Annotated in this window: 11 protein-coding genes; 7 read left to right on the top strand and 4 right to left on the bottom strand. The window is 73.7% G+C overall.

Annotated elements, in window-relative coordinates:
* Position 1: 1 nt before the first annotated feature.
* Positions 2 to 679: an AIM24 family protein gene (locus tag ACIP64_RS37355; RefSeq protein ID WP_401596141.1), complete on the bottom strand. Its 678-nt coding sequence runs from the start codon at positions 677 to 679 to the stop codon at positions 2 to 4.
* A gap of 68 nt (positions 680 to 747) precedes the next feature.
* Here ACIP64_RS37355 and ACIP64_RS37350 point away from each other — a divergent pair, with 68 nt between their 5' ends.
* From ACIP64_RS37350 to ACIP64_RS37330, 5 genes are all read left to right on the top strand, one after another.
* Positions 748 to 1,425: a peptidyl-tRNA hydrolase gene (locus ACIP64_RS37350; protein WP_401596138.1), complete on the top strand. Its 678-nt coding sequence runs from the start codon at positions 748 to 750 to the stop codon at positions 1,423 to 1,425.
* A gap of 1,045 nt (positions 1,426 to 2,470) precedes the next feature.
* On the top strand, positions 2,471 to 3,835 hold the full coding sequence (locus ACIP64_RS37345) for a DUF692 domain-containing protein (protein ID WP_401596135.1): 1,365 nt from the start codon (positions 2,471 to 2,473) through the stop codon (positions 3,833 to 3,835).
* A gap of 160 nt (positions 3,836 to 3,995) precedes the next feature.
* Positions 3,996 to 4,733 carry a DUF4142 domain-containing protein gene (locus ACIP64_RS37340; RefSeq protein ID WP_401596132.1) on the top strand — a complete coding sequence of 246 codons (738 nt, stop codon included), beginning with the start codon at positions 3,996 to 3,998 and terminating at the stop codon, positions 4,731 to 4,733.
* A gap of 13 nt (positions 4,734 to 4,746) precedes the next feature.
* Positions 4,747 to 5,913: a DUF1996 domain-containing protein gene (locus ACIP64_RS37335; protein ID WP_360914719.1), complete on the top strand. Its 1,167-nt coding sequence runs from the start codon at positions 4,747 to 4,749 to the stop codon at positions 5,911 to 5,913.
* A 70-nt stretch (positions 5,914 to 5,983) separates the two neighbouring features.
* Positions 5,984 to 6,730, top strand: coding sequence for a TIGR04222 domain-containing membrane protein (locus tag ACIP64_RS37330; protein ID WP_401596128.1), 747 nt, complete (start codon positions 5,984 to 5,986; stop codon positions 6,728 to 6,730).
* A gap of 67 nt (positions 6,731 to 6,797) precedes the next feature.
* Here ACIP64_RS37330 and hemQ read toward each other — a convergent pair whose 3' ends face one another.
* Entirely contained in the window at positions 6,798 to 7,529 is a 732-nt protein-coding gene (gene hemQ / locus ACIP64_RS37325; RefSeq protein ID WP_401596125.1) for a hydrogen peroxide-dependent heme synthase, read from the bottom strand.
* Between the two features lie 4 nt (positions 7,530 to 7,533).
* Positions 7,534 to 8,997, bottom strand: coding sequence for a protoporphyrinogen oxidase (gene hemG, locus ACIP64_RS37320; protein WP_401596123.1), 1,464 nt, complete (start codon positions 8,995 to 8,997; stop codon positions 7,534 to 7,536).
* A 126-nt stretch (positions 8,998 to 9,123) separates the two neighbouring features.
* Between hemG and ACIP64_RS37315 the strand changes: the two genes are divergently transcribed.
* Positions 9,124 to 10,077, top strand: coding sequence for a DUF4349 domain-containing protein (locus tag ACIP64_RS37315; protein WP_401596120.1), 954 nt, complete (start codon positions 9,124 to 9,126; stop codon positions 10,075 to 10,077).
* Between the two features lie 58 nt (positions 10,078 to 10,135).
* On the opposite strand, the gene hemE is transcribed toward ACIP64_RS37315, so the two are convergent.
* Positions 10,136 to 11,179, bottom strand: coding sequence for a uroporphyrinogen decarboxylase (hemE, locus tag ACIP64_RS37310; protein ID WP_401596117.1), 1,044 nt, complete (start codon positions 11,177 to 11,179; stop codon positions 10,136 to 10,138).
* An 89-nt stretch (positions 11,180 to 11,268) separates the two neighbouring features.
* Here hemE and ACIP64_RS37305 point away from each other — a divergent pair, with 89 nt between their 5' ends.
* Positions 11,269 to 11,916, top strand: a complete 648-nt coding sequence (locus tag ACIP64_RS37305) for a DUF3000 domain-containing protein (RefSeq protein ID WP_401596115.1) — start codon at positions 11,269 to 11,271, stop codon at positions 11,914 to 11,916.
* Positions 11,917 to 11,946: the final 30 nt, after the last annotated feature.

The raw sequence follows: 11,946 nt of genomic DNA, 5'->3' as shown, positions 1-11,946 counted from the left end.
GTCAGTGGGCGCTGGGCTGGTGCGGCTGCGACTCACTGGGCCGCACGATGACGAATCCCTCGCCCTGCAGCATCAGCTGGACCGCCTCGCCCGAACCGCCGCGCAGCATCGAGCCGAAGCTCTGCGAGCGGTGCAGCGAGGTCTGCAGCTGGGCGCTCCAGCCGACGACGGCGTCGGTGTCGACGTAGACCGGCGCCTGCGGGGTGACCGGGATGACGATCGGGCTGCCCTCGCACATCACGCCCAGCTTGCCGTGACCGGTGAACACGCTGTTGAACAGGCCGCCGCCGACCATGCCGGCGCCCTTGACGACCTTTATCTCGTAGCTGAGCGTCGCGTCGAAGACCAGCACGTTGCGGCCGTTGATGGTGAGGCTGTCGCCCGGGTCGATGTCGATGACGAAACAGTTGGCCGCCTCGTGCGCGAACCAGGCCTCGCCCTGCCCGCGCACCGTCATCAACGGCAGGCCCTCGCCGGTGAGGGCGCGCTTGAGGAACTTGCCGACGCCCTGCCCCTTCACCTCGAACTGCAGGTTCCCGCGGAAGGCGATCATCGACCCCTGCCGGGCCAGGCACTCGCCGTTGACGGCGTACTTGATCGACTTGGCGTTCTGCAGGGTCATGCCGGGCTCGGTGGCCGGCTGCGCCGTGTTCTCGGTCGCAAAGAGGTCGCTGCGCACGGGGTCATCCTGGCCCGGGAGGATCGCCTCTGCCAAGCCCCGTCCGGGGCGGGTGGCAGACTGTTGCGGTGAGCACCGATCCTCGTGACAGCCGTCCCCAGTTCGTCCTTCCGCTGGTCGTCCGCATCGAGCGGGACGCGCCGCCCGCCCGCACCGACGCCCTGGAGACCGCCGCCCGGGCGGTCCTGCTCCTGCGTTCCGACGAGCGCGCCACAGCGGACGGCGGCGACTGGGCCGAGGCCGTGCACGACTGGGAGGACGCCCGCATCCGCAAGGTGGTGCGGCGGGCCCGCGGCGCGGAATGGCGGCGCGCGGAGGCGCTGCCCGGGATCACGGTGACGGGCAAGTCGGCCGAGGTGCGGGTCTTCCCGCCGGTCCCGCTCGACGGCTGGCCGAAGGACCTGGCACGGCTCCAGGTCTCCGGCACGGAACTGGAGGACCCCGAGGCGCCCGCGGAGCCCGAGCCGGGCACCCCGGTGCTCTGGCTCAACCCCGACGTGGAGATGTCCGCCGGCAAGGCCATGGCGCAGGCCGGGCACGGCGCGCAGCTCGCCTGGCTCGCGCTGTCCGCGGCCGACCGGGAGCTGTGGCGCGAGACCGGCTTCGCCCTCGCGGTCCGCACCGCCCGGCCCGAACAATGGCAGGCCCTCACCTCCGGCACCCTGCCCGTCGTCCGCGACGCCGGTTTCACCGAGATCGCCCCGGGCTCCTGCACCGTCGTGGCGGACCACCCCGCGCTGCGCTAGGCGGACAGCGCGAAGCGCGAGTGCGCCCAGGTGCACGGCGCGGCCTGCGGATCGCCGTGGCCGTGACGGGTTCGCCCGCGATCGAAGGCGCACCGATGGGCGTCGCGGCCGCGCTCTCACGGCGGGCCACCGCGCACAAAGGTCAACCGCACCGCGCGGGCGCTCGCTTCCGGCGGTCCGCCCCCGTCGTGCGGGACGCCGGACGCCCCCGGCGGAGGGCGCGCCGCGGGTTGGCCCGGGATCGCAGGCTCACCGAGGGCCGTCGCCACCGACCCCGTATCCGGCCACGCCCGCACGGTCGGCCACCAGCGCCGTTTCAGAACCTCTCCGCGATCGCGCACCGCCATGGCCGACCCGGCACCGAGGTGGCGCCCGCCACGCGGCAAAGCCCAACCGCACCACGTACGCTCACCTGCGGCGGTCCGCCCGTCGCGCGAGACGCCGGACGCCCCCGGCGGAGGGTGCGCCGCGGGTTGGCCCGGGATCACAGGCTCACCGAAGGCCGTCGCCACCGACCCCGTATCCGGCCACGCCCGCACGGTCGGCCACCAGCGCCGTTCCAGGACCCCTCCGCGATCGCGCACCGCCATGGCCGACCCGGCACCGAGGTGGTAGCCACGCCGGACGCCCCCGGCGGGGGGGGTGCGCCGCGGGTTGGCCCGGGATCGCAGGATCGCCGGTGGCCGTCGCCGCCTCACCCGGTATCCGGCTACGCCCGCATGGTCGACCGGCAGCGCCGCGTCAAGGACCGCCGCGCGGGGCGCGGCAGCGTCAGGCGCTCGCCCGTCGCGCCGGACGCGCGCCAACCCCCTTCGGACGGCTCGTCGGCCCGCCGACACCGTCTGCGACGCCGGCCGCAATCCGAGGCGCGCCCAGGTACGTCCAAGGCTCCGCGCGGTCTGCGGATCGTCCGGGCCGTCGCGGGTCTGCCCTCACAGTCGGCCACCGCCCAGCGCGAAGCTCAAATTCAGCTCTGAACCACCCGCGGGCGCGGTTCGTGCCAGTTCTGCGGGGCGACAACCCCGGCAGGAGAAAGGGGGGCCCGGTGGAGCACGCGAAGTTGGGCACGGGGATCGGCTGGCGGCCGGAGATCGCGGACACCGTCGAGGCGCTGGCGGAGGCCGGCCGCGTCGACTGGGTCGAGGCGGTCGCCGAGAACGTGTGCCCCGGCCATGTCCCGGACTCCCTGGTACGGCTGCGCGAGCGCGGCGTCACCGTCGTCCCGCACGGGGTGTCGCTCGGGCTCGGGGGCGCCGAGCGGCCCGACCCGGGGCGGCTGGCCGCGCTCGCGCAGCGCGCGGAGGTGCTGGGGGCACCGCTCGTGACCGAGCACATCGCCTTCGTCCGCGGCGGCGGCGAGACGACCGGCTCGGCCCCGCTGGAGGCCGGGCACCTGCTGCCGGTGCCGCGCACCCGCGACGCGCTGGACGTGCTCTGCGAGAACGTGCGCATCGCCCAGGAGGCGCTGCCCGTGCCGCTCGCGCTGGAGAACATCGCCGCGCTGGTCGCGTGGCCGGACGAGGAGATGAGCGAGGGCGCCTTCCTCGCCGAGCTGGTGGAGCGCACCGGTGTGCGCCTGCTGATCGACGTGGCCAACCTGCACACCAACCGCGTCAACCGGGGCGAGGACCCGCTCGCCGCCCTGGACGCGCTGCCGGCCGGATCCATCGCCTACGTCCACGTCGCGGGCGGCTACGAGAAGGACGGCGTGTGGCACGACAGCCACGCCCACCCCGTGCCCGCGGCCGTCCTGGAGGTGCTGGCGGCGCTGTACGAGCGGGCCTGCCCGCCCGGTGTGCTGCTGGAGCGCGACGACGACTTCCCCGCGGGGGACGAGCTGTCGGCCGAACTGGCCGCCGTGCGGGCCGTGGTGGACGCCGCGGCGCGGCCCGCGGACGGTGCGCGGCCCGCCCTGCCCGTAGGTGTCGCGCCGGCGGCGCGGGGCGCGCGGCAGCGGCTGGCCCTGCGCCAGACGGCGCTGCTGTCCGCGCTGGTCGCGGGCACCCCGGTGCCCGAGGGCTTCGACCGGGTCCGGGTCGGCGTGCAGAGCCGGGCCCTGGCGGCCAAGCGGGCCGGCATCGTGGCGAAGGTCGCGCCCGAACTGGCGGAGATCCTCGGCCCGGCGTACCGGCCCGCGTTCCTGCGCTACGCCGCCGGCCGCCCGCTCGGCGGGGGTTACCGGCGCGACGCGCTCGACTTCGCCGCGCATCTGCTCGACGGGGCGGACACCGCGGGCGCACCGGACGGCGCCACCCTGCGCCGGCTCCACGTGTGGTGGCGGGAACGTTCGGGTCCGGCGCCCCTGAACGGATGGCAACGGCGGCTGCTGCGGCACCGTTCCGCGATCCCGCGACAGCCCTCACGCGTATTCATACGTATGCGGGACACGCTCCGTTCAAAGCTGCCATAATCTTTTTCAACAGGCCTCCGACCTGCAACGCAAATAGCGGCGGGGGCTGTTCGCCGGGAAACGCAACAACGTATCAAGAACTGCGCGTCGATTCCCTGGATTCGCAAATACGTGATGTTTACTGGCCCGGACCGCTTCAAACGCACTAACGTGCGGTCCCATGCGATCCACCCGTTACGCCACCGGACTGAGCCTCGTGGTCGGGGCTTTCGTGGTCACCCTGGCCGCGCTGGCCTACCCGGTCATGTCGGGGCTGAACAGCCCCGCCGTCACCGCGGCCGCCGCCCAGACGGTCGCCACGCAGTACGGTCCGCTCACCCCGCTGGACCGCACCTTCGTCACCAAGGTGCGCCTGGCCGGCCTGTGGGAGTTCCCGGCCGGGCAGATGGCCCTGCAGAAGGGGACGACCTCCGCCGTCAAACGCGCGGGGCAGCACCTGATCGACGGGCACACGGGTCTGGACTCGTCGTGCCGGACGATCGGTCCGCAATTGGGCATCACGCTGCCCAATCAGCCGACTCCGCAGCAAATGGGCTTTCTTGCCACTTTGTCCGCGGCCAACGGCAAGGATTTCGACCAGAAGTTCGCGAACATCCTGAGGCTCGCCCACGGCCAGGTGTTCTCGGTCGTGGCCCAGGTTCGTGCCACCACCCGCAACTCACTGGTCCGCGAGCTCGCGGACCAGGCGAACACGACGGTGCTCGACCACATCACCGTCCTGGAGAAGACCGGGCTGGTGAACTTCGACCAGATCGCCGTCGACACCACCGCGAGCCCGACCAACCCCGCGGCCGCGATACCGGTCTCCCCGGCCCCCGGAGAACCGACCTTCATCGTCACCCCGTCCCCCACGTACTCCCTCCCCCCCGCGGCGTCCTCACCCCAGCCGTCGCAGTAGAAATGAGCTATCCATGCCCACACGACAACAGATGAACCACCGGCGCAGGTTGAGCACCAAGCAACTCGTGCTGATAGCCGTGCTGGCACTGCTCGGCTCCGGCGGCACCTTCGCCCTGGTCACCGGCACGGCTTCGGCCCACTGGAGGCCCTCCTCCGGCCACTCCAACGGGTGGCAGAAGCCCAGCTCGTGGAACAGCACGAAGGCCGACAACGGGACCGGCAACGGAGGGAACCAGAACAACGGCGGCCAGAACGGCGGCACCGCCGCACCGTCCGCCTCCGCCTCCGCGTCGGCCCCCGCCGGCGGTACGCAGACCAACGGCCCGGTGGCGGCGGACTTCGCGGACATCCGCTCCGTCCAGCCGAACGTCCAGCGGGCGGCCAACCAGCGGAGCGCCTCGCGCGGCACCTTCACCGCGCGCTGCGGGCGCAACGAGAACAAGCACAACAACCCCGACAACTTCATCGTGGCCCCGGGTGTCTCCAACGGCGCGCACCACGTCCACGACTATGTGGGCAACCTGAGCACCGACGGGTTCTCGACCAACGAGACCCTGGCGGCGGCCGGCACCACCTGTGCCCGCGGCGACAAGTCGACCTACTTCTGGCCGGTGCTGCGGGCCCGTACCGCCAACGACGCGCCGGACGCCGACGGCAACACCGGCACCATCCTGCAGTCGCAGTCGGTCAGCCTCACCTTCCGGGGCAACCCGACGGCCAAGGTGGTCGGCATGCCGTCCACCATGAGGATCATCACCGGTGACGCGAAGTCGTTCACCAACGGCGTCGCCAACGCCAAGGCGTCGTGGAGCTGCACGGGCTTCGAGAACCGCCAGCTCACCGACAAGTACCCGCTCTGCCCGCGGGGCAGCCGGGTGGTCCGCACCCTCAACTTCCCCAGCTGCTGGGACGGTGCGAACACCGACAGCGCCAACCACCGCACCCACGTCGTCTTCCCCGACGGCGCGGGCCAGTGCCCGGCCGGCACCAAGCCGGTCCCCCAGCTCCAGATGCGCCTGACCTACCAGGTGCCGCAGGGGCCGAACTACGCGGTCGACAGCTTCCCCGAGCAGCAGCACAAGCCGGTGACCGACCACGGCGACTTCGCCAACTTCATGCCGGCGAACCTGATGAACCAGCTCGTCAGCTGCATCAACCGCAACCGCACCTGCGGCTGACGCCCCCGGTCCGCCCGCCCGATCCGTGAAATCCCGGGCGGACCCCGCGGGGTTGGGCTAGAACTCCCCCATGTGGATGCTGTTCCTCTGCGTGGCCTGGGCCGCGGCGATCGTCTCCTGCGCACACCTGTGCAGGGCGGCGGTCGCCGCGGCCCAGCCGCCTGTGAGGGCGCCCTCCGAGGGCGAACGCCGGCTCGGGCTGTACGAGATGGCCTATCTCTCCGGCGGCCCGCGCCGGGTGACGGACCTGGCGATGGTCACCATGGGCCGCCAGCGGCGTCTGCACCTGGCGGGAACCGGCTGGGCGACCGTCGTCGACCCCGAGGGGCGCAACGCCGTCGAGCGCGCCCTGATCGACGCGATCGGTCCCGGGGGCCAGCGGGAGATCGCCGGGGCCCGCGCCGCGCACGCCGCCTCCGACGTCCTGGCCGCTCTCGCCGACCGCCTCACGGCGGCGGGTCTGGCGGTCCCCGCGGCCGTCCGTGAGTCCGTCGCCTCGGGCATGCGCGAGGTGCGCGCGGCCGTGGTCGTCATCGTCGTCATGCTGGCCGCCGCGACCGTCGGCAACCCGGGCGGCGCCGCCCCGATCGCGCCCTGGTTCGCGCTCCCGCTGCTGCTGGCCGCCGGCTGCCTCGGCATCGCCCGCGTCGAGATCCACCCCTACAGCCGCTGGGCCTCCCCCACCGGCCAGGACCTCCTGCGCGCCGTCGCCGTCCCGCGCTCCCCCGCCCCCGACGACCCGCACCTGCTCACCGCCCTCGCGGTGCGGGGGCCGTCGGCGCTGTCCGACCCCGAGCTCCGCGCCGCCCTGGCCTGACACGACTGACAACGACGAAGGGGGAGCGGCCGCCGGCCGCTCCCCCTTCGTACGCGTTCCGGAGCCGTCAGGCCAGCCCCGCCACCAGCTCCGCGACCGACCGGCGGCGGCCGGTGTAGAAGGGGACCTCCTCGCGGACGTGCATCCGCGCCTCGGAGGCCCGCAGGTGCCGCATCAGGTCGACGATGCGGTGCAGCTCGTCCGCCTCGAAGGCCAGGATCCACTCGTAGTCGCCCAGCGAGAACGACGCCACCGTGTTCGCCCGCACGTCCGGGTAGCCGCGCGCCATCTTGCCGTGGTCGGCGAGCATGCGGCGGCGGTCCTCGTCGGGCAGCAGGTACCAGTCGTAGGAGCGGACGAAGGGGTAGACGGAGACCCAGTCGCGGGCCGTCTCGTCGGCCAGGAAGGCCGGGATGTGGCTCTTGTTGAACTCCGCGGGCCGGTGCAGCGCCATGTTGGACCAGACCGGCTCCAGACGGCCGCCGAGGCGGGTGCGGCGGAACCGGTTGTAGGCGTCCTGGAGGGCGTCCGCGGTCTCCGCGTGCCACCAGATCATGAGGTCGGCGTCGGCACGCAGACCGGAGATGTCGTAGGTGCCACGGACCGTCACGTCCTTGGCGGCGAGCTGTTCGAAGAGCTCCTCGACCTCCTCCGCCCAGCCGGCGCGGTCCTCGGGCAGGACGTCGCGGAGCCGGAACACCGACCAGAGGGTGTAGCGGATGACCTCGTTGAGGTCCTTGGCCTTCTTGCCCGCGTTGGGGGCCTTGGCCGGTGCGTCGGAAGCAGTCGAGTCGGTCATGGGGCTATTGTCCCGCGCCGGGTTCCGCCGACGGCCGCAGGGTGCCCAGGACCTGGTCCGCCGCGCCGCGCGCGCTCGCCACGCACGCGGGCACGCCCACGCCCTCGTACACCGCCCCGCACACCGCGAGGCCCGGCAGCTTGGCGACCTGCTCGCGCACGCGGGCGACCCGGGCGAGGTGGCCGACCGGGTACTGCGGGAGGCCGCCGTCCCACCGGGTGACCCGGGCGGCGACCGGCGCGGCGGTGAGCCCGACGGCCTCGCCGAGGTCCTCCCGGGAGAGCCGGACGAGGTCGGTGTCGTCCCAGGCGAGGTCGGCCTCCTGGCCGTACCGCCCGACGGAGGTGCGCAGCACGTAGACGTCGGAGTCGGCGGTGCCGCTCCAGTGCCACTTCTGGCTGGAGAAGGTGGACGCCTTGATGGTGCGGCCGTCGACCGGCGGCACGAGGAAGCCGCTGCCGGGCAGGGCGTGCGTGATCTCGCGGCGCCGGAAGGCCATCGTCACCAGGGCGACGCTCGCGTACTCCACCGCCGCCAGATCTGCCGCGGCGCCCGGCGACTCCGAGCCCAGCAGCCTGGCCGCGGCGGGGGCCGGCACCGCCAGCACGACCGCGTCGGCCTCCATCACCTCGCTCGCGCCGTCGTGGTCCCAGGTGACCTGCCAGCCGTCCGGGGTGCGCCGCAGCTGCCGTACGGGGGCGTCGGTGAGGATGCGGGCGCCGGCGGCGCGGCACGCCTCGGCGACCGCGACCGGCAGCCGTCCGACGCCGCCGCGGATGCCCGCGAAGACCGGCGCCGGCTCCTTCCCGGTGGACGCGCTCGCCGCCGTCGCGGCGCGGCGCTGGGTCTCGCGGACCGCCTCGATGAGGGAGCGGCCGGAGCGGGCGCTCTCGTACAGCTGCGGAATGGCGGCGCGCAGGGAGATCTCGTACGCGTTGCCCGCGTACACCCCGCCCAGCAGCGGGTCGACGAGCCGGTCGACGACCTCGTGGCCGAGCCGGGCCGCGACATAGGTGCCGACGGCGACGTCGTCGCCCACCTTGGTGCGGGGCAGCACGTGGTCGAGCGGCAGCCGCGCCAGACCGGCGGCGGAGAGCACGCCGGAAGCGGCGAGCGAGCCGATGTCACCGGGGACGCCCATGACCCCGCCCTTGGGCATCGGGCGCATCCTGCCGCGCGTCCAGAGCCCCGCGGTGGTCGTCGCGGGCGGCTCCAGGTCGTCGCCGAGGCCGACGGCGCGGGCCAGGTCCACCGCTTCGGGGCGGCGGGCCAGCAGCGACTCCGCGCCGAGGTCGACGGGCACGCCGGCGATCTCGTCCGCGTACAGCTTGCCGCCGAGCCGGCCGGAGGACTCCAGCACCGTCACGCGCGCCGCACCGCCCTCCAGCAGGAAGTGCGCCGCGGAGAGTCCGGAGACCCCGCCGCCGACGACCACCACATGTCCGGCCCGGGGCTGCGTTTCGCTCATGCCTCCACTGTCTCAGACGCCGGAACGAGCCCTAACCGTGACCTCTTCGGGATCGCGGGCCCGAAACCCCCTGCCGTTCGGCGGCGTCGAACCTGCGACATCCGAGCCGGCCCCAGGGGGGACCCCATGAACGCACCAACGACCGCCGTCCGCAGAGCACTTGCCGCCGTCGCGCTGGCGGGTGTGCTCGTCCTGACCGGTTGCAGCGCGTCCGACGGCGGCAGCCTGCAGAGCAGTGCGGACGACAAGTCCGTGGCCGAACCGGCACAGGGACCGGCGCCGGAGGCCGGACCGGTGAAGCAGGACTCGGACGCCGCCGGAGTGCCGGAGAGCAAGAGCAAGGTGCCGCCCGTCCTCGACCGCTCCCTCATCGTCCGCACCGCGACGCTCACCGTCGAGGCCGGGAACGTCCCCGACGCGCTCGCCCGGTCCCGCACCCTCGTCGAGGCCGCGGGCGGGTACATCGGCGACGAGAGCACGTCCCTGGACGACGAGGGCCATGAGCACTCCCGCGTCACCCTGCGCGTCCCGCCGACCGACTACGAGCGGGTGCTCGGCGACCTCGCGGGCCTCGGCAGGCTCCTGGAGCGCAAGGTCAGCGCGCAGGACGTGACGAGCCAGGTCGTCGACGTGGAGAGCCGCATCAAGACGCAGCGGGCGAGCGTCGCGCGGGTGCGGGAACTGATGGACCGGGCGACGAAGCTGAGCGACGTGGTCACGCTGGAGGGGGAACTCAGCAGCCGCCAGGCCGATCTGGAGGCGCTGGAGGCGCAGCAGGCCTCGCTCAAGGAGCGCACCGGCATGGCGACGGTGACACTCGTCCTCACCGAGCCGGACCGGGTCGCGGCGCCGGCGAAGGCCGACGGGTTCTGGGCGTCCGTGGGCGACGCGCTCGGCGCGGGCTGGCACGCGCTGTACGTGACCCTGCGCGCCCTGCTGATCGCCCTGGCCGCCGCGCTGCCGTTCGCCGTCCTCGCCCTGCTGGGTCTGCTGGCCTTCCGGCTGCTGCGCCGCCGCCGCGACCCCGTCGCGCCGGCGCCGGTCACCGAGCCCGCCGCGGTCGAGCAGCCGCGTCCCTGACGCGCCGCGCGCCCGGTCCGTGCGGTGCCGCACAGACCGGGCGCGGTAGCGGCAGGCTTCAGCGCGCCGTCTCCTGGTGGACGAACTCCACGAGCCGCGTCAGCGCGTCCGGGTCGGTCGACGGCAGGACGCCGTGCCCGAGGTTGAAGATGTGCCCGGGCGCGGCCTGCGCCGAGTACAGCACCTCGCGCGTCTTCTTCTCCACGGCCGCGGTCGGGGCGAACAGCACCGCCGGGTCCAGGTTCCCCTGGAGCGCCTTGTCGGGGCCGACGCGCCGCGCCGCCTCCTCCAGCGGCACCCGCCAGTCGACGCCGACGACGTCCGCGCCCGCCTCGCCCATCAGCCCCAGCAGTTCGCCGGTGCCGACGCCGAAGTGGATGCGCGGCACGTCGTACCCGGCGACGGCGTCGAAGACCTTCACCGAGGCCGGCATCACGTAGCGCCGGTAGTCCTCAGGTGCCAGCGCGCCGACCCAGGAGTCGAAGAGCTGCACGGCGCTCGCGCCGGCCTCGATCTGCACCTTGAGGAACGCGGAGGTGATGTCCGCGAGCCGGTCCAGCAGCTGCGCCCACAGCTCGGGCTCGCCGTACATCAGCGCCTTGGTGCGCTCGTGGTTGCGCGAGGGGCCGCCCTCGACCAGGTAGCTGGCGAGCGTGAAGGGCGCGCCGGCGAAGCCGATCAGCGGCGTGGCGCCGAGTTCGCCGGTGAGCATGCCGATCGCCTCGGTGACGTACTTGACGTCGTCGGGCTCCAGCGGGCGCAGCCGGTCGAGGTCGGCGGCGGTGCGGATGGGCTCGGCGACGACGGGGCCGACGCCGGGCTTGATGTCGAGGTCGAGGCCGATGGCCTTGAGGGGGACCACGATGTCGCTGTAGTACACGGCCGCGTCGACCTTGTGGCGGCGCACCGGCTGCAGCGTGATCTCGGTGACGAGGTCGGGTCGCGTGCACGACTCGAGCATCGGGATGCCCTCGCGCACCTTGAGGTACTCGGGCAGGGAGCGGCCTGCCTGGCGCATGAACCACACGGGGGTGTGCGGCACGTGCCGGCGGCGGCACGCCAGGATGAAGGGGGAAGCAGCGGTCTGCTGGTGCGCACTCACCCCCGAATCTTCGCATGCGCCAAGTGGGCGACCCGCCCAACCGGGTGTCCTCCCTCACTGAAGCCGCCCTTCGGCCTACGCTTCCGGGCATGGCAGCGGCTCATGGGCACCTCTCGGACGGGAACGACGCCCCTCTCCCGTTCCAGCACGCGGTCGACGCGCTGCGGCGCGCTCGCGTACGGAGCGAGGTCGAGCTCGAACCCGTACCGCCGCCCAAGCGCCTGGCCCCCCACGCGTACGCCCTGGAGGCGGCCGTCGTGGTGGACGGCGAGGAGCTGGCCGACGGCCGGCTGGTGCTGCTGTACGACGCCGACGGCCAGGAGGGCTGGCAGGGCGCCTTCCGTCTGGTGACGCTGGTCCGGGCCGAGCTGGAACCGGAGATGGCGGGCGACCCGCTGCTGCCCGAGGTGAGCTGGTCGTGGCTGACCGGCGCGCTGGAGACGCACGGCGCCGCCTTCGACGCGGCGGGCGGCACGGTCTCGCGCAGTTCCTCGCACCACTTCGGCGCGCTCGCGGAGCGCGAGGACTCCACCCGTATCGAGATCCGCGCCTCCTGGACACCGGTGGCACCGACGGGCGGCGTTCCGGACGTCGCCGCGCACCTGGCGGGCTGGTGCGACCTGATGTGCACGAGCGCCGGGCTGCCCCCGGCGCCGGCCGAGCCGCGCGCGCCGCTGGGCGGCGCGCCGTCCGTCGTACCGCTGCCGAAGCGTCGCGGTCCGCAGCAGACCCGCTGACCCCCGGCCGTCCGACCTCGCGCTTTACCG

The sequence above is a fragment of the Streptomyces sp. NPDC088733 genome, assembly GCF_044751185.1.
Classification (GTDB): Bacteria; Actinomycetota; Actinomycetes; order Streptomycetales; family Streptomycetaceae; genus Actinacidiphila.
Note: the sequence above shows the minus strand (reverse complement) of the source record. Positions and strands in the feature narration are given on the sequence as shown.

Excerpts from the sequence above, each read along its gene's own strand:
- ACIP64_RS37340 (WP_401596132.1), top strand. The coding sequence starts at position 3,996 with ATGCGATCCACCCGTTACGCCACCGGACTGAGCCTCGTGGTCGGGGCT.
- ACIP64_RS37335 (WP_360914719.1), top strand. The coding sequence starts at position 4,747 with ATGCCCACACGACAACAGATGAACCACCGGCGCAGGTTGAGCACCAAG.
- ACIP64_RS37330 (WP_401596128.1), top strand. The coding sequence starts at position 5,984 with ATGTGGATGCTGTTCCTCTGCGTGGCCTGGGCCGCGGCGATCGTCTCC.
- hemQ (WP_401596125.1), bottom strand. The coding sequence starts at position 7,529 with ATGACCGACTCGACTGCTTCCGACGCACCGGCCAAGGCCCCCAACGCG.
- hemG (WP_401596123.1), bottom strand. The coding sequence starts at position 8,997 with ATGAGCGAAACGCAGCCCCGGGCCGGACATGTGGTGGTCGTCGGCGGC.
- ACIP64_RS37315 (WP_401596120.1), top strand. The coding sequence starts at position 9,124 with ATGAACGCACCAACGACCGCCGTCCGCAGAGCACTTGCCGCCGTCGCG.
- ACIP64_RS37305 (WP_401596115.1), top strand. The coding sequence starts at position 11,269 with ATGGCAGCGGCTCATGGGCACCTCTCGGACGGGAACGACGCCCCTCTC.